This window comes from Cyanobium sp. Maggiore-St4-Cus, from assembly GCF_024345615.1.
GTDB classification, from domain to species: domain Bacteria; phylum Cyanobacteriota; class Cyanobacteriia; order PCC-6307; family Cyanobiaceae; genus Cyanobium_A; species Cyanobium_A usitatum.
Genome location: NZ_JAGQBL010000011.1, coordinates 36,421 through 56,429, shown reverse-complemented (window position 1 = coordinate 56,429; position 20,009 = coordinate 36,421). Strand labels below are relative to the sequence as shown.

The window sequence follows — 20,009 nt, the reverse complement described above, 5'->3', positions numbered from 1 at the left end:
ACAACGAGCCTCTTTTTGCCGACCCTTAAGGTCGCCTTAAATTTGAGGGCTAGATGTGCTCTTGCTGAATTTTTAAATTCAGCCGATCAGGCCGGTGCGGTCTTCGGCGCCAAACAGCTGGCGGAAGGCGGCGGTGGAGATGCACAGCACCAGGGGCACCACCACCAGCAGGCCGCCGTAGCTGAACAGGCCGCCGATGGTGTGGACCACGCCCTCGATGATTCCGAGCCACAGCACCATCCACCAACTGGGATTCACCACGTTCATGCCAGAACCAATGGTTTTGGTGGGATTAGCGGTGCCCAGCAACGAAACCTGAATCAGGAACTTCTGGGTGACCAGCAGCCAGATGTAGAAGATTGCCACCACGATCATGGGGATCACGCTGAGGGCCTCGTTGAGCTTGCCCAGGCCTGCCCCGATCAGGGTGGCGATGGCACCGGCCACGGCTATGACGATTGCCAGCAGGATGCCGGAACCGAGCAGGCGGGCGCTGGCGGGACGGTCCCAACGGGTGAAGTCGGCGAAGCAGGGCTTGCGGCCCTCCAGGCTCAGCCAGGCGCCGCGGGTCAGGCCAATCACGGTCCACAGGGCAATGATCACGTAGCCGATCACGCCCACGATCAGGGCGGCCCAGGCGCCCGTGGGGTGCACAGCCATCACCTCATTCACACTGGCTAGGCGGGCCCCGCCTACGGCGGCCAGGGCGGCGAAGGGCAGCAGGATCAGGGCGGAGAGGGCCTCAAACAGCAAAAAAGCCCAGGGGGCGCGGCAAAAAGCAGCCCAGCCGTCTTCTACGGCCTGGAGCACGTGCAGTTGGCTGTCGCTGGAAGGGGTGAGGGCCATGATCAAGGGCATATGGGCCGGACGGTAGCTATGAAGACAGCAGGGCGCATCCCAGTTGTGGGGATTTGATGCAACTGGTTCTGCTGAGCTGGGTAATCAATAAGCTGATAAGCAATTCAAATTCTTCTCAGGATCTCGATGGATAGGGCCCAATCGGCACATCTTTCTTTCCTTGAAGAGCTACTAGGGCAACTCTCGGGCCGCCAACGTCGACCGGGATCGACCCTCGAGCCAAGCGCCAGACGCGGCTCGACCGCGGCGTCCAGTGCCCCCGACGGGGCTTTCACCGGCCTGCAGCTGGCTGCGATAGATCGGCCATCCTCCTTGGCCTCTGCACCGCTCACCCTTTCCCCAGCAGCGGAGTCCTCTCTGGAGCTTCGCAGTGAGCTACTTCGTATTGATGGAACCTCCAGCCTGGTGCATGAGCTTCTCGGCGCTGGCCCCGCGGCAGCGGAGCCGACCGTTTGCCGCTGCCCGGCTTGCTCCCAGCTGTTCGTCACCAGCACCACCGTTGCCTCCGGTGCAGGTGTGGCCGCGGCGGCTTTGGGCCTTGATCTCACTTTTAAGCTGCACAGCAACCCCTGGGCCAACCACCGGATCTACCTCGATTTCGATGGCTACTCGCTAGCCAGTTCCCAATGGGAGAACGGCCGGGCACTGCAGGTAGGGGGCTTCTACCAGGGAGGCTTCACCGATGTAACCCAGCAGGCGATTCAGGACATCTGGCGCCGGGTTGCCGAAGACTTCTCGCCCTTCAATATCGACGTCACCACCGAGGAACCAAACAGCGAAGACCTGAAGAAATCTGGCACCGGTGACAACCGCTGGGGAATCCGGGTGGCCATGACCACAAACAAAAACCTCGTCACCCAAGCAACGATCTTCAATGCCGGCGGTGGTGGTAGCGCCTACCTGGGCAGCTTCAACTGGGCCACCGATGAAGTCTGTTTCGTGTTCAACGGTTACAACGGTACCGATGCCGCCTCCATCTACGCGGCGGCGGAAACCGTGAGCCATGAGGTTGGCCACAGCCTTGGCCTGAGCCATGACGGCGGCAGCTACGGCAGCAATTTCAGTTATTACGAAGGTGACAACCTCACCGGTGTCACCAGCTGGGGCACGATCATGGGGGCCCCCTTCATCAATAACGACGAGAACGTCACCACCTGGAGCAAGGGTGACTACATCGGTGCCAACAACAAGGAAGACGATCTCGGCATCATCACCGGCAGTGTGACCAACGCCTACGTCCCCTCCGGCAATGGCTTCACCTACCGGGTCGACGACTACGGAGACAGCGCCAGCACCGCCTACACCCTTAGTGGAACGGCCCCCAGCAGCTTCGGGATTATCGAGCGCAGCACGGATATCGACTGGTTTCGCTTCAGCACCGGCAACGGCTCCATCTCCCTCAGCATTCGCAATGCCTGCCGGGTGTTCAGCCCCAATGGCGATGGGACCTTCAGCACCCAATACCTAGATGCCCTGGGGCCCAACCTCGACATCTCCGCCAACCTCTACGACGCCTCCGGCTTTCTCGTCGGTAGCAGCACTCCCCCCGATCGGCTCGATGCCAGCTTCAGTCTGGCTCTCGCGGCTGGTGACTACTACCTCAGTGTCGAAGGGGTGGGCTTCGGCAACCCTCTCGCCAATCCGCCCAGTGGCTACACCGACTACGCCAGCCTGGGTCAATACCTGATCAGTGGAACGTTGATCAATCCGATCCCCGTGCCGGCTCTGATCGTCACCCCCACAACCGGGCTCACCACCACGGAGGCGGGCGGCACGGCGAGCTTCAGCGTCGTACTCGCAACCGCCCCCACGGCCGATGTCAGCATCGCCATCGCCAGCAGCAACAGCAACGAGGGCACCCCCAATCCATCCACTCTCACCTTCACCGACGCCAACTGGAGCATCGCCCAGACAGTGACGGTTACGGGAGTTGACGATGACGTCGTGATCGATGGCTCCAAGGCCTATGAGATGAGCCTCACTAGCGCCTCCATCGATTCCGCCTACCAGGGGCTCAGCAGCAGCGTCAGCCTCACCAACCTCGACAACGACCTGCCAATACTCAGCATCAGCGCACCCCAGACAGTGGTGGAGGGGCAGAGCACCAACGTGACCTACACGGTGACCATGAGTGCGGCTAGCCCGTTGGCCGTGTCGGTGGCCTACGCCACAGCCAATGGCACCGCCGCTGCGGGCTCGGACTACACAGCCAGCAGCGGCACCCTCAGCTTTGCCGCCGGCGAAATCAGCAAAACCATCACCATCAATCTGCCCAACGACACCCTCAACGAGGCCGACGAAACCTTCAACCTCAGCCTCTCGGCGCCCACCAATGCCACCTTGGGCAGCCCCAGCAGCGTCATCACCACGCTCACCGACACCCTGGTGGCGACGTCGTCGACGGTTTTGCCTACGGGCATCGAGAACCTGCGGCTCGACGGCACCTCGGCCATCAACGGCACGGGCAACAGCGGCGCCAACCGGATCACGGGGAACAATGGCGCCAATGTGCTGAAGGGCGGTGGCGGCATCGACACCCTCACCGGCCTCGATGGCACCGATAGCTTCGATCTCAGCGGGATCAACAGCGCCGCTAACCGCTGCACGATCACCGACTTCATCACCGGAACGCAGGGCGAGAAGATCCTGCTCTCCGACAGCTTTACCAGCCGCATCGGCACCACCCCACTCCTGGCCGTGGTCAACCAGGGATCCCGAGTAAGCCTGAACACCACCAACTCTGATGTGTTCTCCTTCAACTTCAATAACACCGAGGCCGATGTCAATCTGGCCAACAGCACCAACGGCTCCGCCCTACTGGATGGGCTCAATGCCGCCAACGGCAGCGCCAGCCTGAGCACCAGCAGCCGCGGTGGCAGTGGGTACATCGTTGCCTATGACAACGCCAATGCCTACCTCTACAGCTTCAACGCCGGTAGTAACAGTGCCGTGATCGCCAGCGAGATCGCCCTGATCGGCATCCTCGACAGCAGCAATCCGATCACGGTGGGTGCGCTGACGGCCAACAACTTCAGCCTCGTTTAGATCACTTCTGCTGATGGGCGGGCCACCTCTGGGGGAGGTGGGCTTCATCTGGCTCACCCTTGGACGGGTTGCGAGCTCAGCGCAGCTCCCGCACCGCGGCCGCAACTGTTTCTATGGCCAGCGTGATCTCGGCATCGCTGCTGCCACGCCCCAGCCCGAAGCGGATCGAAGCGGCGGCCTCGGCGCGGCTGCGGCCCAAGGCCGCCAGCACGTGGGAGGGGGATCCCTGGCTGCAGGCCGAGCCACTGCTCACGGCGAGCCGCTGGCGGAGCAGTCGGTGCAGGCGCGTGCCATCCACCCCTTGCACCGTCACGTTCAGGTTGTGGGCTAGCCGCGGCGCTCCGGCGCCGTTGAGCTCGATGCCGCCGAGGGCTTCCAGCCCTGCCCAGAGCTTGTCTCGCAGGGTTCCGAGCCGCCCGGCCCGCTCCTCCCGATCAGCCTCAGCTCGCAGCAGCGCCTCGCCTAGCCCCACCACCAGGGGCACCGGCAGGGTGCCGGCCCGGCGGCCGTCCTGCTGGCCGCCGCCATGGAGCTGGGCAGCGAGCTTGAGCCCCGGGCGCACCAGCAGGGCCCCTATCCCCTTGGGTCCATAAAACTTGTGGCCACTGAGGCTGAGCAGGTCGATGCCCAGCTTGTCGATGGCAAGGGGGATGTGGCCGGCGGCCTGGGCCGCGTCCACGTGCAGCAGCACTCCCCGCTGCCGGCAGAGGGCCGCGATGGCGGCTAGGGGCTGGAGCACACCGATTTCGTTGTTGGCGGCCATCACGCTCAGCAACAGCACGTCGTCGCCGAGGGCCACCTCCAGCTGGGCTAGATCCACCAGGCCATCGGGCTGGATGGGCACCAGGCTCACCGGAAACCCATGGCGGCCCAGATAGGCCAGAGGGTCGAGCACGGCCCGGTGTTCGCTCACCAGGCTCACCAGTCGCCGCCGGGGGTTGCCAGCTGCCAGGGCCGCTTCGCATACCCCCTTGAGAGCCAGGTTGTTGGCTTCGGTGGCGCCGCTGGTGAAGATCACGGTTTCGGCGCTGCTGCCCAGCACTCGGGCCAACTGGCCCCGGGCCCGCTCCACGGCGGCGGCAGCTTCCAGGGCCGGGCGATAAAGGCGGTTGGCTGGATTGGCGCAGTGCTCGCTCCACCAGGGCGCCATCGCCGCCACCACCGCCGGATCGCAGGGAGTGGTGGCGTGGTGGTCGAGGTAGGCGAGCATGGGGTGCTTGCAGGCTTCCATGTTGCCAACCAGAACCCTATTGCTGGTGGCCCTTGCAGCAGCGCTGGCGCCACCCAGCTGGGCGGAGGGCGGCGGGGTGCGGCCCGAGGATGCCCGGCCGCCGGGACTGCTGCTGCTGCAGGAGCGCCCCGGCCTGGGCGGCAAGCAGGCGATTGGTATTTATGGGGCTGTAGCCGATGCCAAGACCCCCGGCCTATGGCGCATCAAGCTCTGGGATGAGCAGCCCAACGACGTCAAGGTGCGCAGCGAAACCATCCGCTGCACCCCTTCGGCGCCGATGCGGGTTACTAGCGATGGCCCCAACCTCTACATCCGCGAGCTGAACCCGGGCGGAGCTATCACGACCGCCAATCGCATCGACCACCTGGTGTGGTGGGCCACCTGCTTCCCCGAGCAAGCCGGCAAGGATCCAGCTGGCCTGGGGCCCCTGGCCCGCCAGCTCGGCTACAGCGGCAGCCTGCGGGAATCCGAGCAGATCGTGCCTGGACGCTCCCGCTGAGCGCCTGCAGACTGATCCATGCCGACTGGATACTTGCAGAGTGGCCGCCATGAACCCAGATCTGACCCCGGCCCAGGAAGCTGAAGCGACGCCCGTGCGCTTGCTGCTGGTCGACGATGAACCCGGCCTGCGCACGGCGGTAAAGGCCTATCTGGAAGATGAGGGCTTTGCGGTGACCACCGCCAACGACGGTGAGGAGGGCTGGGCCGTGGCCCAGGAGATGCTGCCCGACGTCATCCTCAGCGACGTGATGATGCCGCGCCTCGATGGCTACGGCCTGCTCCAGAAGTTGCGGGCCGACGAGCGGCTGGGAGGCACGCCGGTGATCTTTCTCACCGCCAAGGGCATGACTGCTGATCGCGTCACCGGCTTCCAGGCCGGCTGCGACGACTACATCCCCAAACCTTTTGATCCTGACGAGCTGGTGGCCCGGGTCCACAACGTCGTCAAGCGCCAGCAGCGGCTGCTGGCGGAGGCGGCCCGCTTCGCCGATGCCGACATTGGCCAGCTGTCCAAGCAGATCACCGAGATTCGCTCCCTGCTCGCCACGGGCAGTGCCAAGAAGCCAGCCAGCGCGCCCGAGCATGTGTTCACGCCGCGGGAGGCCAGCGTGTTGCAGCTGGTGGCCGAGGGGATGATGAATAAAGAGATCGCCCGGCGGCTGGAAACCTCGATCCGCAACGTCGAGAAGTACGTCAGTCGGCTGTTCATCAAAACCGGCACCGCCAGCCGCACCGAACTGGTGCGCTACGCCCTCGAGCACGGGCTTGTTGACTGAGCCAGGCTGGCTAGGTCCCGCCCTCAATGGCGGCTTCGCCTACGGGGATCGCATCGCCCCCAGGGCCGCCGGCCAGAGCGTCAGCGCTTTTTACGCCGGTTGCTATCGCCATTCAACGCCTACCGATTGGCTGCAGCGCCTCGCCGCCGGGGAGATCTCCAGGAACGGCCAGCAGCTCCAGGCCGATGGGGCCCTCGCAGCCGGAGATCAGCTGATCTGGCATCGGCCCCCCTGGCAGGAGGCGGCCGTGCCGGTGTTGCCCAGCCCCCTGTTCGACGACGGCGACCTGCTGGTGTTCAACAAGCCCAGCGGCCTGCCGGTGCTGCCGGCCGGCGGCTTCCTGGAGCACACCTTGCTGGCCCAGCTCCAGGACCGCTGGCCCGAGGCCCGGCCCGTGCACCGCCTAGGCCGCTTCACCTCCGGCCTGCTGGTGTGTGCCCGCCGCCCCGCCAGCCGCGCCTGGCTCAGCGCCCTGCTGCGGGAGAGCACGGCGCAACGACCCTGCTGCAAGACCTACCGGGCCCTGCTCCAGCCCCCGGTCCCCGAGTCCCCCTTGCTGGCGCTGGAGCCCGACCAAAAGCTCAGCCTCACCACGCCGATTGGTCGCTCTCCCCATGTCCGGCTGGGCACCATATGGGCCGCGGCTCCGGCGGATCCGGCTGCCCTGCCGGCCCGCAGCGAGTTGCGCCTGCTGGAGCGAGGCGAGCGGGCCTGGCTGGTGGAGGTCACGATCGCTACGGGGCGGCCCCACCAGATCCGTATCCACACCGCCGCCGCCGGGGCGCCCCTGCTGGGCGATCCGCTCTACGTCCCGGGCGGGTTGGCCTCGGAGCAGGCTCTGCCGGGGGACGGTGGATACCACCTGCACGCCCACCGGCTGCGGTTGGTCTGCCCCGATGGCGACCTGCTTGCGCTGGAGGCGCCGTTGCCCGAGGCCCTGCGCGGAGCTGCCGATGGCTGAAGTTCAAGCTCCGGGCCTGCACCTGCGCCACTGGCCGGCCTGGCTGGCGCCCAGCGCCGCGGCTGAGCTGCTGGAGCGCCTGCAGCTCGAGGTGCCCTGGAAGCAGGAGGCGATCACGCTCTATGGCCGCCGCCACCTGCTGCCGCGGCTCACCTGCTGGATGGCCGATCCCGGCTGCGGCTACAGCTACAGCGGCCTGGCCAACGTGATTGAGCCCTGGTCGCCGGCTGCCGCCGAGCTGCGCGAGGCCCTGCATGTGCTCACGGGCTGGCGCTTCAACTCCCTGCTGCTCAATCGCTACCGCGACGGCCGCGACGCCATGGGCTGGCATGCGGACGATGAACCCGAGCTCGAGCCCACCGCCCCGATCGCCTCCCTCAGCCTTGGAGCCCCCCGCGACTTCCGCCTGCGGCCCCAGCCCAGCCCGCGCAATCGCGCCGCTGTCGCCTCCGGTTCCTGCCAGTTGCCTGCTGGTTTTGACGACTGCACCCCTTTCAACATTCCATTGCAAAACGGCGATTTGCTGTTGATGGAACCCCCCACCCAGCTGTGGTGGCAGCACGCCCTGCCGCGCCGGCTGCGGCTGCAGCAGCAGCGCCTCAACCTGACGTTTCGGGTGGTGCGGGCCCTTGCCTAGGGCTGCTCAGGCCCGCTCGAAGGCGATCAGCCTTGAGAAGTAAAAGGGCGCCTTGTTGAGGCTGCGGCGCATGGGCTTGAAGCCGGCTTTGGCCGCGGCGGCCACGATGCCCGCCTCGCGCAGGGTGTAGGCCCGGGTGGTCTTGCTGGGGCCGGGGAACAGCTGGCCGATGCCCTTGAGCAGGGCCAGCAGCGGCGTGTAGGGGGCGAAGCTCACGATCAGGTGCCGCTCCGCCATCGAAGCCAGGTGGCGCACCATCTCCTCGGCTGGGGCCTGGGGGTAGTGGATGAACACATCCAGGCAGATCACCGTGTCGTAGCGGCCCTCCAGGCTCTCGAGATCGGAGGCCAGGAAGCTGATCTGGCCGGGCTTGACGCCCAGCTCACCAGCGCGGCGCTCCGCTTCTTGCACCATCGCGGCGGAGAGGTCGGAGGCGGCGATTGAGCCCGCACCCAGCTGGGCTAAAGGCAGGGTCAGGCTGCCTACGCCGCAGCCGGCATCACAGAAGCTGCGCTGCTCAAGGTTGCCCTGCTCCTGCAGCCAGGCCAGCACGTTGTCCACCGTCTTCTGGTGGCCGATGCGGATGTTGCGCTGCACCCGGTTGACGTCGTCGCTGTCGCTGTAGATGCGATTCCAGCGCTCAAAGCCGGTGGTTTCGAAGTAGCCCTTCACCTCGAGTTTTTCGGCCTGGTTGGCTTCCAGTAGCTGGTCGGGGGCCATGGGGATATCCGGTCGTGGCGCGGATCCTAGGGAGTGACTTCTGCTCCGGGCCGCTGCCAGCTGAGTCCGGCGGGCCCCTCCTGCCAGCGCAGGCTTTCCGCCAGGGGCATGCCCAGCAGCATCTGGTCGAGGCTGCGGTCATCGCCCAGCACCCGCCGGGGCAGCACGGTGGCCGCGGCGATGGCCCGGGCCGGCTCACCGGTCCACTGGGCCAGGCGCCGCACCCCCTCCAGCAGGGGCAGGGTGACGCCGGCCAGGGTGCCGTCTTCCAGCCGGCAGCTGCCGTCGGCCACGATCAGCAAGCGCTCATCCCAGCGGTGCTGGCCTTCGCCGAGGCCGTAGGGGGCCAGGGCATCGCTCACCAGCACCACCTGATCAGGCGCCAGCCGTTGCAGCAGCACCGCCATGGTGGGGGCCACGTGCACCCCATCGGCGATCAGGCCGATTGCCACATCCCCCCGCAGGGCGGCAGCCGCCACCGGCCCAGGCGCGCGCCGGTGCATGTCGGGCATGGCGTTGAAGGCGTGGGTGAGCATCGTCACCCCGGCAGCGAAGGCGGCGTGGCTCTGGGCTTCCGTGGCCGCGCTGTGGCCCAGGCTCACCACGATTCCCCGCTCGGCCAGGGCGGTGATCACGGCGCCAGCCCCCTCCAGTTCCGGGGCCAGGGTCACCAGATCGATGTCGCTTTCAAAGCCGTCGATGCGCTGCAGCAGGGCGGCCAGGCTCGGGGCGGCCAGGTGCTGGGCGGGATGGGCGCCCCGGCGACTGGGCTCCAGGAAGGGACCCTCCAGGTGGGCGCCCAGCAGCTGGCAGCGGCCCGGTCGGTGGGCTGCTCGCGCCTCGGCCAGCACGGCCAGGGCCTGGCGCAGGGGTGCAACTCCGCAGGTCACCAGGGTGGGACAGATCGCTTCGACACCATCGCGCCAGAGCAGCTCCAGCAGTGCTTCCAGCTGGGGGAGATCGGCCGGTGTGAGCTCCGGAAAAGCCAGGCCCAGGCCGCCGTTGATCTGCAGATCCACCCCGGCCGGGCTGAGCCAGTCGCCGTGCCAGTCGTCACCGGCGGCCCGGCTGCCGGCGGGCAAAGGCTCCACCAGGCTGATCAGATCGTCGTCATCAAGGCCGATGCGCCAGCGCTGGTTGGCGCCATGGCTGCAGCGCTTGGCCTGGGGCAGTCGCACATTGCTGAGCCAGCGCATGGGCAGAAGGGCCGCCAGACGGGACAATGCCATTCTCCGCCTGCGCCTGCGTGGTTGCCGTCCCCCCTTCCGATTTCCCCGCGGCCCCCGGTGTTCCCAGGGTCGCGGTGGTGATGGGCAGCGACTCAGACCTGCCCACGATGCAGCCGGCGGTGCAGGTGCTGGAGCAGTTTGGAGTGGCGGTAGAGGTGCGGGTGCTCTCTGCCCATCGCACTCCCCTGGAGATGGTGGAATTTGCCCAGATGGCCCGTGGGCGCGGCTTCAAGGTGATCGTCGCCGGCGCCGGCGGCGCCGCCCATCTGCCCGGCATGGTGGCCGCCCTCACCACCCTGCCGGTGATCGGCGTGCCGGTGCAAAGCCGGGCCCTATCGGGTGTGGATTCGCTCCATTCGATCGTCCAGATGCCCGCTGGTATTCCGGTGGCCACGGTGGCGATCGGTAATGGCCTCAACGCTGGCCTGCTAGCGGCGCAGATCCTTGCCACCGCCGATCCCCGCCTCGCCCAGGAGATCTCGGACTACCGCGATGGGTTGCACGGCCAGGTAACGGCCAAGGACACCCGCCTGCAGCAGCTGGGCAGCCGGGCTTACCTGGAGCAGATGGGCTGATGCTGGAACGGCTCGTTCTGCCCCCCTGGCTCAAGGCCGGCCTGGCCCTGCCCTTGCTGGTGCTCAACCTCTGGGTGCTGCGCCAGCTGCTGCTGCCCCTGGCGCCCTTCCCGGCCCTGTTTGTGGCGGCGGCCCTGATCGCCTTCCTGCTGGATTTGCCCAGCCGCTGGCTGATGGGCCGCGGTCTACCGCGCTGGCTTGCCTACGCCCTGGTGGTGGGGGTGAGTGTGGGCCTGATCGGCCTGGCCGCCGTCTGGCTGGTGCCGCGGCTGGTCGAGCAGTTGGGCGAGCTGATCACGGCCCTGCCGGGCTGGTTGGCCCAGGGGGAAACCCTGTTGCAGCAGCTGCAGGCCTGGGCGGTGGCGCGGGGTCTGCCCACCGATTTCGGCGACCTCAGCAGCGAGCTGCTCACCCGCACCAGCCAGCTGGCCCGCCAATTCAGCCAGCAGCTGCTCAGTCTGTTGGGCACCACCGTGGGCCTCACGGTCAACACCGTGATCGTGCTGGTACTGGCGGTGTTTCTACTGCTGGGAGGGGAGGGCATCAGTTCCGGCCTGGCCCAGTGGCTTCCCCTACGGGCGCGCAGCCTGGTGGTCACGACTTTGAACCGCACCTTCCGCGGCTACTTCGCCGGCCAGGTGTTGCTGGCCCTGATTCTCAGCGTTGCCCAGATCGTGGTGTTCACCCTGCTGGGCATTCCCTATGGAGTGCTGTTTGCGGTGGCGATTGGCTTCACCACCCTGGTGCCCTACGCCAGTGCCCTCACGATCGTGGCGGTGAGCGTGCTGCTCGCCCTGGATGATCCCCGCACGGGCCTCGAAGTGCTGGCCGCAGCCATCAGCGTTGGTCAGGTGGTGGACCAGGTGATCCAGCCCCGGCTGATGGGCCGGATTGTGGGCCTGCAGCCGGCCTGGCTGCTGATCAGCCTGCCGTTGGGTGCGCGCCTGGGCAGCCTGCTGGGCCTGGGGGATCTGCTCGGCCTGGTGCTGGCGGTGCCGGTGGCCAGCTGCGCCAAAACCTTTCTTGATGCTTGGGGAGAGCAGCTGCGCTCCGGTGAGGTGCCGGTGTTCAGCTCCCCTGCGGGATCACGCCCTGAGCTGCCAGGTAGCTGAGCACCACGGCCACCGAATCCTCCAGGCTCTGGGCGCCGGTATCCACCCGCAGCTCGGGCTGCTCGGGGGCCTCATAGGGGCTGGAGATGCCCGTGAACTCCTTGATTTCGCCGGCCCGAGCCTTGGCATAAAGGCCCTTTGTGTCGCGCCCCTCGCACACCTCCAGGTCAGCTGCGCAGTGGATTTCGATGAAGTCGCCGGGGTCCACCAGGGCGCGGGCCTTGTCGCGGTCGGCCTTGAAGGGCGACACGAAGGCCGTAAGCACCACCACCCCCGCATCTAGAAAAAGCTTGCTCACCTCGCCAATGCGGCGGATGTTTTCCTCGCGGGCAGCATCGGAGAAGCCCAGGTCCTTGCAGAGGCCGTGGCGGATGTTGTCTCCATCCAGCACGTAGCAGCTGAGACCTTGTTCAAACAGGGCCGAATTCACGGCGTTGGCCAGCGTGCTTTTGCCCGAGCCGCTGAGGCCGGTGAACCAAAGGATGGCGCTGCGGTGGCCGCGCTGCAGGGCCCGGCCAGAGCGATCCACCGAGGTGTGGTGCCAGGCGATGTTGGTGGAGGCTCCCTGGGTGGTGACTTCGCCGTAGGTCGGGTTGGTGGGAGCGGCGGACATCGGCGCAGGGCGTTGGGACGGATGGGGCCATTCTCCCCTGTGCTTCGCGCCAGGCCTTTGGGAGGTGCTTTGTTGTTTGGTGCCCGAGGGCTGATTTTGATTCTAGAATTGAGGTCTATAAATGCTCTCCGCAATGGCTGTCAGCATCAAGAGCCCTCGGGTTGACGCCCTGCTCGAGCAGCTGCGCCAGCTCACGGGCAGAGGGTCCACGGAGATTGTGCGGGATGCCCTGGAGCTGGAGCTGCAGCGGCAGCGCTGTCTGAGCCGGCGCAGGCGCCTCGCTGCCGAGTTACCCGTTCTGCAGGAACAGGCCCTTGAGACGGCCCAACCTTTCGATCCCGATTCGCTTTACGACGAGCAGGGCTTGCCGTCGTGATTCTGGATACTTCTGTGCTGCTGGCAATTCTTCAGCGAGAACCTGGGTGGGAGCGACACCAGCAGGCGCTCGAGCAAGCTGAAGTCCTACGCATGTCCGCAGGCACCCTGCAGGAGCTGCTGCTGGTTGCTCACTGCCGTCGTGTACTCGAACCGATGCGGACGTTGCTGAATCTCATTGACCCCGATCTGGTGCCGGTGGATGCGGATCTGGCAGAGCGCGCTCTCGGCATCTTCAAGCGTTTTGGCAAGGGCCAGGGCCATCCCGCCCAGCTCAACTTCGGGGATTGTTTTGCGGCGGCCCTGGCTGAGCGTGACCAATTGCCCCTTGGCTATATCGGCGACGATTTCAGCAAGGCCGGCTTCTGAGGTTCGTGGCGCTTGCCTTTCAGCCCCCCGCCTGCTTGGGCCGGTAGCCCTCCTTCTCCAGAGCCGCGAGCGCTGGAGCCACCTGGTCGCCCTGCAGCTCGATCACGCCGTCTTTGACGGTGCCGCCTGTGCCGGCAACGGCCTTGAGCTGTTTGAGCAGCGTTTTCAGCTCGGCTTCCGGCGCCTCAAGGCCCGTGATCGCCGTCACCAGTTTTCCGCCTTTGCCTGCCTTGGTGCGCTGCACTCGCACCCGTTGCTGGGCCTTTGGGCTGGGTGCGCCCGCCGGGCCGGCCCCAGCGGCAGTGGGCCTGGCCGTGCTTGCGGCGTTGCTGCTGAATTCCTGCCAGCCGCCTTTCCTTGCCATGCCGAACCCTGCGCCTTAAGCCTGAGTTTGATGGGCGCTACCTCCCTTTGCATCGCGCTAGCTCCGGTAAGATTCTTACTGCTGTTCTGGATCGGCTGCCGCTGCCACCATGCGTATCACCAGTAAGGGCCAGGTCACGATCCCCCAGGCGATTCGAGAGCAGTGCGGGCTGTTGCCCCACACCGAGGTGCGCTTTGAGCTCGAGGAGGGGCGGCTGCTGCTGGTGAAACAGGACTCACCCGGTGGCCGAGGTGAGGAGGGATTGCGCCTGTTGCGGCAGGCCCGCCTGCGCACCCGCCTCAGCACCGATGAGCTCCTGGCCCTTTGCCGGGGTGAGGAGCTGTAGTGCTGTTTGTGGATTCGAACGTGATCCTCGACGTGATCACGGCAGATCCCCACTGGGCCGCCTGGAGTGCCACCCAGCTCGCCCAGGCCCTCGATGCCGGGCCGGTGCTGATCAACGCCATCGTTTACGCCGAGATCGCCTTTGCCAGCGACGCCATCGAGGCGGTGGATGCGCTTCTGCCGCAGCACCTTTATGCCTATCGGCCGATCCCCCGCGAGGCCTCTTTCCTCGCCGCCATGGCCCACGCCGACTACCGCCAGCGCGGTGGCCAGCGCTCAATGATTCTTCCGGATTTTCTGATCGGTGCCCACGCCCTGTTGGAGTCCACGGGTCTGATCACCAGGGATGGGCGCCGCTATCGCCAGGCATTTCCCGGTTTGAAATTAATCCTGCCCTGAGGGCCGACTCCATAGATGACCACCACCGATAGAACGAGGTGTTAGGCCCTTGCCAGCAGCAGGCGCCAGCCCTCGATCAGCATCACGATCACCCAGGCCCCCATGCAAATGCTCACGGCGGCAGCGGCGATGTCCTTGGTGGCCCCGATCTGGGGTGCGCGCTCCGGCTGCACGTAGTCGCACAGCTCCTCGATGGCGGTGTTGAGCAGTTCGGCTGAAAGCACTAGCGCCGTGGTCACCAGCACCAGCCCGAAATCCAGCCAGGCCCGCTGGGCGAAGGCGATCGCCAGGAGACCCACTGCCAGCACCACCTTGTAGGCCACTGCCTTGTCGCGCATGGCCAGACGCAGGCCGTGACAGATCACGCGCATTTTGCGCAGTGGCTCGTAGGGCCTGGGGGTGGTGGTTGGCATCAGTCCATCATCCACCCGTCAGCTTGAGCAGGCCCGTGAGCTCTCTCACCTCTTTGCGCCCTTGGCCGTGGCCGCTTCTTACGCTGAGTTGATATTGCTCCGCCACCGGTGACAAGCACCGTCCCTCCCATCTCCGCAGCCAGCGGCGTCGATCCAGCGGCCCTGGAGCGCGCAGCCCGCCCCAACAGCCTGGGCCGCTACGGCCAGTTCGGCGGCCAGTATGTGCCCGAAACCCTGATTCCCGCCCTGGCGGAGCTGGAGCAGGCCGCGGCTGAGGCCTGGAAGGATCCGGCCTTCACCGACCGGCTCAACCACCTGCTGCGCACCTATGTGGGGCGCCCCAATCCCCTCTATGAGGCCGAGCGGCTAACGGAGCACTACCGCCGGCCCGAGGGCGGCCCCCGCATCTGGCTGAAGCGAGAAGACCTCAACCACACCGGCGCCCACAAGATCAACAACGCCCTTGGCCAGGCGCTTCTTGCCCTGCGCATGGGCAAAAAGCGGATCATTGCCGAAACCGGCGCTGGCCAGCACGGCGTGGCCACGGCCACCGTGTGCGCCCGCTTCGGGCTGGAGTGCGTCGTCTACATGGGTGCGGAAGACATGCGCCGCCAAGCCCTCAATGTTTTCCGCATGCGGCTGCTGGGGGCAACGGTGCAACCTGTGACTGCCGGCACTGCCACCCTCAAGGACGCCACCAGCGAGGCGATCCGCGACTGGGTGACCAACGTGGAGAGCACCCACTACATCCTCGGCTCGGTAGCTGGGCCCCACCCCTACCCGATGCTGGTGCGCGATTTCCACGCCGTGATCGGTGAGGAAACCAAGCGCCAGTGTCACGAGGCCTTTGGCCGCAATCCCGATGTGCTGGTTGCCTGCGTGGGCGGTGGCTCCAATGCCATGGGCCTGTTCCATCCCTTCGTGCAGGACACGGACGTGCGTCTGGTTGGGGTTGAGGCCGCCGGCGATGGCGTGGCCACCGGCCGCCATGCCGCCACCATCACCGAGGGCCGCGTTGGCGTGCTGCACGGCGCCATGAGCCTGCTGTTGCAAGACGAGGAGGGCCAGGTGCAGGAGGCCCACTCGATCAGCGCCGGCCTCGATTACCCCGGCGTGGGCCCCGAGCACAGCTACCTCAAAACCATCGGCCGGGCTGAATACGGCGCCGTGACAGACACCGAGGCACTGGACGCCCTGCAGCTTCTGTGTCGCCTGGAGGGCATCATCCCGGCCCTGGAAACGGCTCACGCTTTCGCCTGGCTGGAGAAGCTCTGCCCCACCTTGGCCCCCGGCACTGAGGTGGTGCTTAACCTCTCGGGCCGCGGCGACAAGGACGTGAACACCGTGGCCGAGAAGCTCGGCGACAAGATGGGGGGCTGATTCAAGCCTGTTGGGATCAGCCCAGAACTGGGAAGTCGAAGCGATTGCCGAAAAGTGAAAAGAGCACCTGCCACAGGTTGGGGTGCTCCTTGATCTCCTCTGCTGCCTCGCTCTCGATCGATTGCAGCTGATCGGGGCTTAGCTCAAGGCTAGTGCCAAGGCGGGAAAGGATCGCGCGCTCTTGCTCGCAGATGAATTCATCGTCCTGCTGCTGTCTTGATGCGGAAGCCACCATCACGGCGGTTTTCATGGCCAGTTCCCGTTGCTCCGGATTTATCAAGGCAGCCAGCTCCTCGATGCAAGCTGGATCAGATAATTGCTCCTCCCAATTAATAATTTTGGCCTGAAGTTTGTATTGTTTGCTCAGAGAGTCCAAGAGGTTCTCCTCTTCAAGAGATACCCCGCCATCTGCAAGGGCAACCAGATTGAGAATTCTCAGGATCACTCCTGCTGATTGGAGGTCCATTAACTGGATGAGCTGATGTTTGAAATCAGTTTACCGGCTTTAGCTGAGGAAATATTTGGCATTGCAGTTGAGAGCTAAGGGCCCGATCTAGCGCAAAAGCCTTTCCAGCGCCTGGGCCACCGAGCCCACGGCGGCTCGGGCCGTGGCATAGGCCATGCGCATCGGCCCCACCAAGGCCACCTGGCCCACGCCGCCGTCGCCGCTGCGGTAGTTGGCCTGCACCACGGCGCACTGGTGCAGGGCCCGGTGGGGATGCTCGGCGCCGATCCAAATGCCCGGCTGGGGTAGGAGCTGTTGAGGTGCATCCTCCACCAGCTCCACTAAGGGGCGCAGGCTGAGGGTCTGGCTGAATTCCGGCTGGGCAAGCAGGCCAGCGAGGCCCATGGCTACAGCGCCTTCGCCCTCCAGCTGGCGCGACTGCCCATGACTAGCCAGCGCTTGGCGCAGCACGGCGCCGCTACTGGTCAGGTGGGAGGGCAGGGCGGCCCAGTCGATGCTGCCGCCCTCAAGTTGGACCGCGACCCAGCGCTCAAGGGACGCCAGTTCCGCTACTGCAAGGCAGGGCAGCCGCAAGTTGAGGCTGCTGGCTGTGGAGCCCCCCTCCACCAGGAAAACCAGCAGGCGTTCACCACTGGCCACCAGTCGGAGGGCCTGCAGCTGGGACTGCTGGCGTTGGGGCCTGGTGATCAGGCTGAGCAGGCCCGTGAGATCTGCCAGGCGCCGGCTCAGATGCAGGAGCAGATCGTCGAGGGCTGCCCACTGCAGGCTGAGTCCGGTGAGTTCGCGCTCCAGCTGCAGGGCGGCCGCGCCTGGTGCGGGCAGCAGCTGATCAACGTAGGTGCGATAGCCCTGCTGGCTGGGGATTCGGCCAGCGGAGGGGTGGGGCTGGGTGAGCAGGCCACGCTGCTCCAGCGCCCCCATGGCTGAGCGCACCGTCGCCGGGCTGGCCTGCAGGCCAAAACGGCGCACCAGGGTCTGGCTGCCCACCGGCTCCATCGTGTCGACGTAGTGGCGCACGGCGAGCTGCAGTACTTCCTGCTGCCTGGCGGGCAAGGGCCTGGGTGAGGCGGACTGCAAGCGGGCGCCGCTGGAGTGAGGCGATCGTACGCAGCCCTGCGGGTGTCAGTAGCGGGGTACGGCCGGATCTACCTCCACACTCCAGGCGTCGATGCCCCCTTGCACGTTCCAGACGGCACCAAAGCCGTGTTCCTGCATCAGCCAGCAGCCCAGATGCCAGCTGCGCACGCCGGCGTGGCACAGCACGGCTACGGGGCGGTCGCGGTCGAGCAGCTGGTTGAGCTGGCCAATCCACTCGTTAGATCGGCCCAGGGGCAGATGCACCACGGCATGGGGCAGGCGGGCCAATTCCAGTTCGGTGTCTTCGCGCACGTCCACCAGCTGGATCGCCTCGCCCCGCTCCAGCCGCTCTTGCAGGTCGCGGGCCCGGATTGTCTGCGGTGTCGTCTCGATAGGTGCCATGGCGGGCAGACGGGGTGGCTTGGGGTCAAGATGGTCCCATCCTGCGTGGGGCGCATGAAGGCCCGCCCGTTTTTGGCGGTCGTGCTGGCGGTGACATTGCTGTTGCTGAGCCTGGCGGCGGGTGGCTGGTGGCTGGTGCTGCAGCGCTCCCCCCTGCAGCTACAGCACCAGCAGCTGGTGTCGCCCCGGGCGGCCCGCTTTGTGCCCCGCCAAGCCGCTCTGAGCCTCTATTTACTCAGCGATGGCGAGCAGCCGGTGGGCTACGCCCGGGCGGTGGCTCCCCCCCGCCAGCGGCGCCAGGCGGCTGAGGCGGTCGCCGGCCTTAGGGATGGCGCTTTCGCCGCCGCCGGCCTCGACTATCCCGGCGAGCTGGCCCCCTGGTTGGGCCGCGAACTCGGCTTTGCCCTACTGGCCTCAGAGCCTGGGGCGGCGCCCGATGGCTGGTTGCTGGCCCTGCGCAGTCGCGACGCTGACGGCGCCCGCCGCTTTCTGCAGCGCTTCTGGCAGACCCGCAGTTTGGCGGGCACCGACCTGCAGATCAGCAGCTATCGCGGCATGGGCTTGATCAGTGGCCGTGGTGCCCTGGTGGGCACCAGCCCTGTGCCGATCGCTACGGCGCTGATCGACGACGACCTGGTGTTGATCGCGTCGGGACGGGGGGTGCTGGAGCAGGCCCTTGACGTCTCCCAGATCGATGAGCTCAACCAAGCGGCCAGCCCCCGCTTTAAGCAGGCGGTTCAACGCCTTGAACAGGGGGCGCTGCTGCTAACAGCCCGGCCAGAAACCCTGGGGCCCTGGTTGGGGTTGCCAGGTGAGTTCACGGCGCCTGGGGTCGTGCAGGAGCTCGTGGCCAGCCTGCGCCCCCACAACCGCTCCTTGGAGCTGGATGCCCTTCTGCAGTTCGCTGCAGATGCCGCAGTGCCGGCTCCCTCGGCGGATGGCATTGGGGAAATTGACCCCACAGGAGCAGCCTTATTAGCGGCCCTGCAGGGCCCCTCAGAGAGCTTGGCCCTGGTGCAGCGCCCCGCCGCTTGGCCGGTCTACTGGCAGCCCCTGCTGGCGGCAGTGCTGCAGGCCGAGCCGGGATCGTTCCCGGCCCTGGTGGCTGCCGCCGCCGATGGCCCGCTGCTGCGCAGTGAGGCAAGTGAGGGCTGGCTGCTGGGCACTGGCGCCGACCAACCGCAGCCGGAGCTCCTCGCTGGGGTGCTGGCCGCCGAGGGATTGATCGCCGCGCCGCTGCCGGTGGAAGGGGATCCCGACCTGCGGGTCTGGACCAGGCTGGAGGCTGGCCAGGCTGGAGGCCGATTCGCCCGCGGCGATGCCAACCAGCTGCAGGCCAGCCTGGAGGGCGCCCGTTCCAGCCAGGGTCGCCTGGCCTGGTGGGGTCAGACCCTGGCGGTGCTGCAGGAGCAGCGTGACTCCCGCAAGCCGCCCCGGCTGCGGCTGGAGCAGCTCGCCGGCCTCGATCTACCCCAGGCTCCCCTGCAGTGGGCTATGGCGGCGGGCCGGGCCCAGCCCTTGCTGCAGCGCTGGAGCACCTGGCAGCTTTTGTCGGCCCTGGCAGGCCAGCCCCTGGCCCCGGCCGTGCAGAGCCTGAGCCTGGGCTGGGAAGCGCAGCCTGATGCCAACCTGCACCTCAAGGCCCGCCTTGAATTCGGTTGATGGCTAGTGCTGAGCGCGAGTTGCTGCTCTGGCGCCACGGCATTGCCGAAGATCGCCATCCTGATCGCCCTGATCAGGAGCGGGCCCTTACGGCTGAAGGCCGTCAGCGCACTGCGACCGTGGCGGCGGAGTTGTGTCGCTTGCAGCTCCACTGTGATCGCCTGCTGAGCAGCCCCCTGCGGCGGGCGCTGCAGACCGCTGAAATTGGCGTGGCGGCTGGTCTGGCGCCGGCGCTGGAGTTGGAGGATCGCCTGGCGCCGGGTGGTGATCCGCGGCCGCTGCTGCAGGTGGGCCCTTGGCGGCGCCTTGGCCTGGTGGGCCATGAGCCAGATCTGGGCGAGCTGGCCTCGAGCCTGCTGGGGTTGCCGGCGGGCTCGATTTCGGTGCGCAAGGCAGGCATCGTGCTGCTGCGCCTGGGCCCAACCGGCGCCAGCCTGGAGGCCCTAATTGGCCCACGGTTGCTGCGGCTACGGCGGGATGGCCAGCGGCAGCCGTAAGT

At 66.7% G+C, this 20,009-nt stretch carries 24 protein-coding genes; 14 read left to right on the top strand and 10 right to left on the bottom strand.

From position 1 onward, the window contains the following. Positions 1-78: 78 nt before the first annotated feature. Positions 79-846: a hypothetical protein gene (locus KBY99_RS11025; protein ID WP_254999057.1), complete on the bottom strand. Its 768-nt coding sequence runs from the start codon at positions 844-846 to the stop codon at positions 79-81. Between the two features lie 324 nt (positions 847-1,170). Here KBY99_RS11025 and KBY99_RS11020 point away from each other — a divergent pair, with 324 nt between their 5' ends. After that, positions 1,171-3,903 (top strand): Calx-beta domain-containing protein, encoded by a 2,733-nt coding sequence (locus KBY99_RS11020; protein ID WP_254999056.1) that lies wholly within the window; start codon positions 1,171-1,173, stop codon positions 3,901-3,903. Positions 3,904-3,979: 76 nt separating this feature from the next. On the opposite strand, the gene KBY99_RS11015 is transcribed toward KBY99_RS11020, so the two are convergent. Next, the gene (locus KBY99_RS11015) at positions 3,980-5,113 is read right to left on the bottom strand and encodes a cysteine desulfurase family protein (RefSeq protein ID WP_254999055.1); all 1,134 of its coding nucleotides are present in this window, start codon (positions 5,111-5,113) and stop codon (positions 3,980-3,982) included. A 19-nt stretch (positions 5,114-5,132) separates the two neighbouring features. On the opposite strand from KBY99_RS11015, the gene KBY99_RS11010 reads away from it, so the two are divergent. The 4 genes from KBY99_RS11010 to KBY99_RS10995 are packed head-to-tail and all read left to right on the top strand — an operon-like array spanning position 5,133 to position 8,009. Continuing rightward, positions 5,133-5,633: a hypothetical protein gene (locus tag KBY99_RS11010; protein WP_254932172.1), complete on the top strand. Its 501-nt coding sequence runs from the start codon at positions 5,133-5,135 to the stop codon at positions 5,631-5,633. 49 nt (positions 5,634-5,682) lie between these two features. Then, positions 5,683-6,411: a response regulator transcription factor gene (locus KBY99_RS11005; RefSeq protein WP_254999053.1), complete on the top strand. Its 729-nt coding sequence runs from the start codon at positions 5,683-5,685 to the stop codon at positions 6,409-6,411. Beyond that, positions 6,401-7,372, top strand: a complete 972-nt coding sequence (locus tag KBY99_RS11000) for an RluA family pseudouridine synthase (protein ID WP_315857987.1) — start codon at positions 6,401-6,403, stop codon at positions 7,370-7,372. The genes KBY99_RS11005 and KBY99_RS11000 overlap by 11 nt, the downstream gene beginning before the upstream one ends. Continuing rightward, the gene (locus tag KBY99_RS10995; RefSeq protein WP_254999051.1) at positions 7,365-8,009 is read left to right on the top strand and encodes an alpha-ketoglutarate-dependent dioxygenase AlkB family protein; all 645 of its coding nucleotides are present in this window, start codon (positions 7,365-7,367) and stop codon (positions 8,007-8,009) included. Before KBY99_RS11000 ends, KBY99_RS10995 begins: the two co-directional genes overlap by 8 nt. Before the next feature lie 6 nt (positions 8,010-8,015). Here the strand turns inward: KBY99_RS10995 and bchM are convergent, their stop codons facing one another. After that, complete coding sequence (bchM, locus tag KBY99_RS10990; protein WP_254999049.1) at positions 8,016-8,729, bottom strand: magnesium protoporphyrin IX methyltransferase; 714 nt, start codon at positions 8,727-8,729, stop codon at positions 8,016-8,018. A 26-nt stretch (positions 8,730-8,755) separates the two neighbouring features. Beyond that, the gene (locus KBY99_RS10985; RefSeq protein ID WP_254999117.1) at positions 8,756-9,925 is read right to left on the bottom strand and encodes an N-acetylglucosamine-6-phosphate deacetylase; all 1,170 of its coding nucleotides are present in this window, start codon (positions 9,923-9,925) and stop codon (positions 8,756-8,758) included. A gap of 26 nt (positions 9,926-9,951) precedes the next feature. Between KBY99_RS10985 and purE the strand changes: the two genes are divergently transcribed. Both purE and KBY99_RS10975 read left to right on the top strand, forming a co-directional pair. Next, a complete protein-coding gene (gene purE, locus KBY99_RS10980; protein WP_254999048.1) occupies positions 9,952-10,533 on the top strand; it encodes a 5-(carboxyamino)imidazole ribonucleotide mutase in 582 nt (193 codons plus the stop codon). Further along, a complete protein-coding gene (locus KBY99_RS10975; protein ID WP_254999047.1) occupies positions 10,533-11,645 on the top strand; it encodes an AI-2E family transporter in 1,113 nt (370 codons plus the stop codon). The genes purE and KBY99_RS10975 overlap by 1 nt, the downstream gene beginning before the upstream one ends. On the opposite strand, the gene cysC is transcribed toward KBY99_RS10975, so the two are convergent. Further along, positions 11,602-12,258 (bottom strand): adenylyl-sulfate kinase, encoded by a 657-nt coding sequence (cysC, locus tag KBY99_RS10970; protein WP_254999045.1) that lies wholly within the window; start codon positions 12,256-12,258, stop codon positions 11,602-11,604. The genes KBY99_RS10975 and cysC overlap by 44 nt on opposite strands. A 133-nt stretch (positions 12,259-12,391) precedes the next feature. Here cysC and KBY99_RS10965 point away from each other — a divergent pair, with 133 nt between their 5' ends. Together KBY99_RS10965 and KBY99_RS10960 are read left to right on the top strand one after the other, a co-directional pair. Continuing rightward, the gene (locus KBY99_RS10965) at positions 12,392-12,634 is read left to right on the top strand and encodes a type II toxin-antitoxin system VapB family antitoxin (protein WP_254999044.1); all 243 of its coding nucleotides are present in this window, start codon (positions 12,392-12,394) and stop codon (positions 12,632-12,634) included. Continuing rightward, entirely contained in the window at positions 12,631-13,002 is a 372-nt protein-coding gene (locus KBY99_RS10960; RefSeq protein ID WP_315857986.1) for a type II toxin-antitoxin system VapC family toxin, read from the top strand. The genes KBY99_RS10965 and KBY99_RS10960 overlap by 4 nt, the downstream gene beginning before the upstream one ends. 19 nt (positions 13,003-13,021) lie before the next feature. Here the strand turns inward: KBY99_RS10960 and KBY99_RS10955 are convergent, their stop codons facing one another. Further along, positions 13,022-13,366: a translation initiation factor gene (locus KBY99_RS10955; RefSeq protein WP_254999042.1), complete on the bottom strand. Its 345-nt coding sequence runs from the start codon at positions 13,364-13,366 to the stop codon at positions 13,022-13,024. Positions 13,367-13,475: 109 nt separating this feature from the next. Between KBY99_RS10955 and KBY99_RS10950 the strand changes: the two genes are divergently transcribed. Together KBY99_RS10950 and KBY99_RS10945 are read left to right on the top strand one after the other, a co-directional pair. After that, positions 13,476-13,712 carry an AbrB/MazE/SpoVT family DNA-binding domain-containing protein gene (locus KBY99_RS10950; RefSeq protein ID WP_254999041.1) on the top strand — a complete coding sequence of 79 codons (237 nt, stop codon included), beginning with the start codon at positions 13,476-13,478 and terminating at the stop codon, positions 13,710-13,712. Between the two features lie 8 nt (positions 13,713-13,720). Further along, complete coding sequence (locus tag KBY99_RS10945) at positions 13,721-14,110, top strand: type II toxin-antitoxin system VapC family toxin (protein ID WP_254999040.1); 390 nt, start codon at positions 13,721-13,723, stop codon at positions 14,108-14,110. Positions 14,111-14,151: 41 nt separating this feature from the next. Here KBY99_RS10945 and KBY99_RS10940 read toward each other — a convergent pair whose 3' ends face one another. Beyond that, on the bottom strand, positions 14,152-14,523 hold the full coding sequence (locus KBY99_RS10940; protein WP_254999038.1) for a diacylglycerol kinase: 372 nt from the start codon (positions 14,521-14,523) through the stop codon (positions 14,152-14,154). A gap of 108 nt (positions 14,524-14,631) precedes the next feature. Between KBY99_RS10940 and trpB the strand changes: the two genes are divergently transcribed. Then, positions 14,632-15,903 (top strand): tryptophan synthase subunit beta, encoded by a 1,272-nt coding sequence (trpB, locus tag KBY99_RS10935; protein WP_106632724.1) that lies wholly within the window; start codon positions 14,632-14,634, stop codon positions 15,901-15,903. A gap of 16 nt (positions 15,904-15,919) precedes the next feature. On the opposite strand, the gene KBY99_RS10930 is transcribed toward trpB, so the two are convergent. The 3 genes from KBY99_RS10930 to KBY99_RS10920 form a co-directional block, all read right to left on the bottom strand. Continuing rightward, positions 15,920-16,153 (bottom strand): hypothetical protein, encoded by a 234-nt coding sequence (locus tag KBY99_RS10930; protein WP_254999037.1) that lies wholly within the window; start codon positions 16,151-16,153, stop codon positions 15,920-15,922. Positions 16,154-16,456: 303 nt separating this feature from the next. Next, positions 16,457-17,365 carry an HrcA family transcriptional regulator gene (locus KBY99_RS10925; protein WP_106632723.1) on the bottom strand — a complete coding sequence of 303 codons (909 nt, stop codon included), beginning with the start codon at positions 17,363-17,365 and terminating at the stop codon, positions 16,457-16,459. 126 nt (positions 17,366-17,491) lie between these two features. Continuing rightward, positions 17,492-17,848, bottom strand: a complete 357-nt coding sequence (locus KBY99_RS10920) for a rhodanese-like domain-containing protein (RefSeq protein ID WP_106632675.1) — start codon at positions 17,846-17,848, stop codon at positions 17,492-17,494. Positions 17,849-17,878: 30 nt separating this feature from the next. Between KBY99_RS10920 and KBY99_RS10915 the strand changes: the two genes are divergently transcribed. Then, a complete protein-coding gene (locus KBY99_RS10915) occupies positions 17,879-19,510 on the top strand; it encodes a DUF3352 domain-containing protein (protein WP_254999035.1) in 1,632 nt (543 codons plus the stop codon). Then, a complete protein-coding gene (locus tag KBY99_RS10910) occupies positions 19,510-20,007 on the top strand; it encodes a SixA phosphatase family protein (RefSeq protein ID WP_254999034.1) in 498 nt (165 codons plus the stop codon). The genes KBY99_RS10915 and KBY99_RS10910 overlap by 1 nt, the downstream gene beginning before the upstream one ends. Positions 20,008-20,009 lie beyond the last annotated feature (2 nt).

Coding starts and splice junctions, on each gene's coding strand:
- KBY99_RS11025 (WP_254999057.1), bottom strand. CDS start 846: ATGGCCCTCACCCCTTCCAGCGACAGCCAACTGCACGTGCTCCAGGCC.
- KBY99_RS10940 (WP_254999038.1), bottom strand. CDS start 14,523: ATGCCAACCACCACCCCCAGGCCCTACGAGCCACTGCGCAAAATGCGC.
- KBY99_RS11015 (WP_254999055.1), bottom strand. CDS start 5,113: ATGCTCGCCTACCTCGACCACCACGCCACCACTCCCTGCGATCCGGCG.
- cysC (WP_254999045.1), bottom strand. CDS start 12,258: ATGTCCGCCGCTCCCACCAACCCGACCTACGGCGAAGTCACCACCCAG.
- KBY99_RS10955 (WP_254999042.1), bottom strand. CDS start 13,366: ATGGCAAGGAAAGGCGGCTGGCAGGAATTCAGCAGCAACGCCGCAAGC.
- KBY99_RS10915 (WP_254999035.1), top strand. CDS start 17,879: ATGGTCCCATCCTGCGTGGGGCGCATGAAGGCCCGCCCGTTTTTGGCG.
- bchM (WP_254999049.1), bottom strand. CDS start 8,729: ATGGCCCCCGACCAGCTACTGGAAGCCAACCAGGCCGAAAAACTCGAG.
- KBY99_RS11010 (WP_254932172.1), top strand. CDS start 5,133: ATGTTGCCAACCAGAACCCTATTGCTGGTGGCCCTTGCAGCAGCGCTG.
- KBY99_RS10995 (WP_254999051.1), top strand. CDS start 7,365: ATGGCTGAAGTTCAAGCTCCGGGCCTGCACCTGCGCCACTGGCCGGCC.
- KBY99_RS11005 (WP_254999053.1), top strand. CDS start 5,683: ATGAACCCAGATCTGACCCCGGCCCAGGAAGCTGAAGCGACGCCCGTG.
- purE (WP_254999048.1), top strand. CDS start 9,952: ATGCCATTCTCCGCCTGCGCCTGCGTGGTTGCCGTCCCCCCTTCCGAT.
- KBY99_RS10910 (WP_254999034.1), top strand. CDS start 19,510: ATGGCTAGTGCTGAGCGCGAGTTGCTGCTCTGGCGCCACGGCATTGCC.
- KBY99_RS10925 (WP_106632723.1), bottom strand. CDS start 17,365: ATGGAGCCGGTGGGCAGCCAGACCCTGGTGCGCCGTTTTGGCCTGCAG.
- KBY99_RS10950 (WP_254999041.1), top strand. CDS start 13,476: ATGCGTATCACCAGTAAGGGCCAGGTCACGATCCCCCAGGCGATTCGA.
- KBY99_RS10930 (WP_254999037.1), bottom strand. CDS start 16,153: ATGAAAACCGCCGTGATGGTGGCTTCCGCATCAAGACAGCAGCAGGAC.
- KBY99_RS10920 (WP_106632675.1), bottom strand. CDS start 17,848: ATGGCACCTATCGAGACGACACCGCAGACAATCCGGGCCCGCGACCTG.
- KBY99_RS10985 (WP_254999117.1), bottom strand. CDS start 9,925: ATGCGCTGGCTCAGCAATGTGCGACTGCCCCAGGCCAAGCGCTGCAGC.
- KBY99_RS10965 (WP_254999044.1), top strand. CDS start 12,392: ATGGCTGTCAGCATCAAGAGCCCTCGGGTTGACGCCCTGCTCGAGCAG.
- KBY99_RS10975 (WP_254999047.1), top strand. CDS start 10,533: ATGCTGGAACGGCTCGTTCTGCCCCCCTGGCTCAAGGCCGGCCTGGCC.